We start from the raw sequence: 2,628 nt of genomic DNA, 5'->3' as shown, positions 1-2,628 counted from the left end.
GACCCAGAGCCCCTGCTCTTCCACAACGAGGCTATCCTGCGCGACGGCAAGATCGTCGGTCCGATCACGTCAGGCAATTACGGCCATCATCTCGGCGGCGCGATGGGGCTGGGCTATGTGCCCTGTAAAGGCGAGAGCGAGGCGGATGTGCTGGCCTCAACCTACGAGATCGAGATCGCCGGCGAGCGCTTTGCGGCGGAAGCGTCGCTGAAGCCGATGTATGATCCGAAGTCAGAACGGACAAGGATGTAGCACCCCTCTTCCTTCGCCCCGTTTACGGGGAGAAGGTGGCCCGAAGGGCCGGATGAGGCGCGGCGCCAACCTCTGCAATGTTCGTCCTGCCCCTCATCTGCCTGCCGGGACCTTCTCCCCGTGGAACGGGGAGAAGGACGCCAATTCCCTCAAAACCGCTCCAACTTCGCCCGCACCTTCGCCAGAAACGCCGCCCTTGTCGCCGGTGTTGAGGCATCCATCAGATAGTGCGCCAGGAAAAACGTCCGGCAGCGCGTCGCGCACAGCGCCCGCATGCCGCGCAGCAGGGTCTTGCGGCCCGGCTGGCCGACGACGACGCTCCACCAGGTCGGCGCGCCGCAGGTTGTGATGACGCCGACCTTGGTCACATGCGTCATCAGCGACTTGATCCGTCCCTTGCCGGCCGGCAGCTTGAAGGCGACGTCCGTCGCCCACACCCGGTCGAGCCAGCCCTTCAGCATCGCCGGCAGCCCGTACCACCAGGTCGGATAGACGAACAGGATCGCTTCGGCCCAGTTGAGCAGTTCGAAATGCGGCTTCAGTGCCGGGTCCTGCGGCGACTGGTCGTTGTAGGAGCGCCGCTCGTCGCAGCCCATCACCGGATCGAATTTCTCGGCGTAGAGGTCGAGCAGCCGCACCTCCCAGCCTCGTCGCATCAGCACGTCGATGGCGGTGTCGCGGATGGCCGCGCAAAAACTCTCCGGTACCGGATGGCAGTAGACCACCAGCGCACGCATCAGAAGGCATCCATGCTGGCCGCGACCTTGGTCGTGAAAGCCTTGCGCGTTTGGTCGGTAGACAGGTTCATCGCGTAGTGCGCGAGGTAGCTCACCGGCGCGCCCGGTTTTACGGTGGCGCGCAGCATGCGCTTGATCAGCTTGCGTGGCGGATCGCCCATCAGCATGGCGCGGAACCGGCTGCCGCCATAAGTGGTCACCGCGGCAACCTTGCGTATGTTGTGCAGCGACGGCTGCGCCTTGCCGTCGACCAATTTGAACGACACGCCGGGCAGGAAGACGCGATCGAAAAAGCCTTTCAGGATCGCTGGAAAGCCGTAGTTCCAGACCGGATAGGAAAGCACCAGCGCATCGGCGCGCAGCAGGCGTTCGACATAGGGCGCGGCAGCGTCAGCGGCGCCGCGTTGGCTGTGGTAGTCCAGTCTTTCCTGGCGCGTCATCCGCGGATCGAAATCCTCCGCGTAGAGGTCGCAGTCATCGACCGTATGGCCCGCCGCTGTCAGCCGCTCTACTATCATGCGGTGCAGGCCGGCATTGAAGCTGGTCTCGACCGGATGGGCGTAAAGGACGAGGATGTTCATCATCCCACCTTCTGCAACCCCCTGAACAAAAAAGTCCGGCCCGAGCGGTAGTCGTAGTCCGGGTTTTCCCAGGCGATCATCTTGCCGGGGTTGAGCAGGCCTTGCGGATCGGTTTCGCGCTTGAAGGCAAGCTGTACCGCGTCGGTCTGCTTCATGCCGCCCTCTTCCAGCGTGTAGCGATGCGGATTGAAGATCGGGCAGCCATTCGCCTCATGCAGACGCACGATCTCGTCGAGCCGCGCCTCGGTGGTGAACTTGACCAGCGGCAGGCCGAAGCAGGTGATGTTGCCGTCCAGCCGCACGAATTCCAGATGCGAAAAAACCTCGCCGGGAAACATCGCATCCATCTTCTCGACCAGCGCCAGCTGGTTGGGAAAGGGGTAGAGCGACTGCAGATAGGTGATCGAAGGGTCGACGCGCAGCGCTCTCAGCGTGGTGTGGTTCCAGGCCAATTCATAGGCCGGCGGCAGGCCCTTTTTCTCGTCCGGCGTCGCCGTGGCCGCATTGTAGATCACCTCGCCACCGGCACGGCGGGTGAAGGCCAGGAAAGCGTCCAGCCCGTGCCGCGCCACCATGACGACGCAAATGCTTTGCCCCTGTTTCAGGAACTTTTGATGCCGCTTGAAATAGAGTTGCGGCACGGGTGCGGCTATCGGCGTGATCAGCTTGGTCAGGATACCGTCCTGACATGCCAGCGCATTGCCATACCGGGCGACATCCATGAAAGCGTCGAAGCCGACGATGACATCGATCCATTCATAGGCCGCGGTCAGCGGCATCTCGACCTCCGATATGATGCCGTTGGTGCCATAGGCGTGGGTGACCTTGTGCAGATCCTCGCCGGTGAGTTCGAGCGCTTTCGGTTCGGCCTCCATGGTCACCACACGCAGGCGCAGCACATTGCCGAAATCGCGCAGGCCGCCGAAATTGATCGAACCGACGCCGCCCGAACCGCCGGCGATGAAGCCGCCGATCGAAGCGGTGTTGTAGGTGGACGGCGACAGCCGCAGTTCCTGCCCGGAATGCGCCCGCGTTGCCTTGTCGATATCGGCCAGGAT

The 2,628-nt window shown here is 63.0% G+C and carries 4 protein-coding genes; 1 reads left to right on the top strand and 3 read right to left on the bottom strand.

The genetic code is table 11. The features are described from left to right. The coding region (locus EN750_RS28350) for a glycine cleavage T C-terminal barrel domain-containing protein (RefSeq protein ID WP_145967983.1) at nt 1–252 on the top strand (252 nt) is incomplete at its 5' end. Between the two features lie 149 nt (nt 253–401). Here the strand turns inward: EN750_RS28350 and EN750_RS28345 are convergent. From EN750_RS28345 to EN750_RS28335, 3 genes are all read right to left on the bottom strand, one after another. Beyond that, on the bottom strand, nt 402–989 hold the full coding sequence (locus tag EN750_RS28345) for an NAD(P)H-dependent oxidoreductase (RefSeq protein ID WP_127398713.1): 588 nt from the start codon (nt 987–989) through the stop codon (nt 402–404). Then, nucleotides 989–1,570: an NAD(P)H-dependent oxidoreductase gene (locus tag EN750_RS28340; protein WP_189526532.1), complete on the bottom strand. Its 582-nt coding sequence runs from the start codon at nt 1,568–1,570 to the stop codon at nt 989–991. The genes EN750_RS28345 and EN750_RS28340 overlap by 1 nt, the downstream gene beginning before the upstream one ends. Continuing rightward, the coding region (locus EN750_RS28335; protein WP_145967982.1) for an FAD-binding oxidoreductase at nt 1,570–2,628 on the bottom strand (1,059 nt) is incomplete at its 5' end. The genes EN750_RS28340 and EN750_RS28335, both read right to left, overlap by 1 nt.

This window comes from Mesorhizobium sp. M7A.F.Ca.ET.027.03.2.1 (assembly GCF_003999175.1).
Taxonomy (GTDB): Bacteria; Pseudomonadota; Alphaproteobacteria; order Rhizobiales; family Rhizobiaceae; genus Mesorhizobium.
The sequence above is the reverse complement of the archived record's forward strand: the minus strand, read 5'-3'. Positions and strand labels throughout refer to the sequence as shown.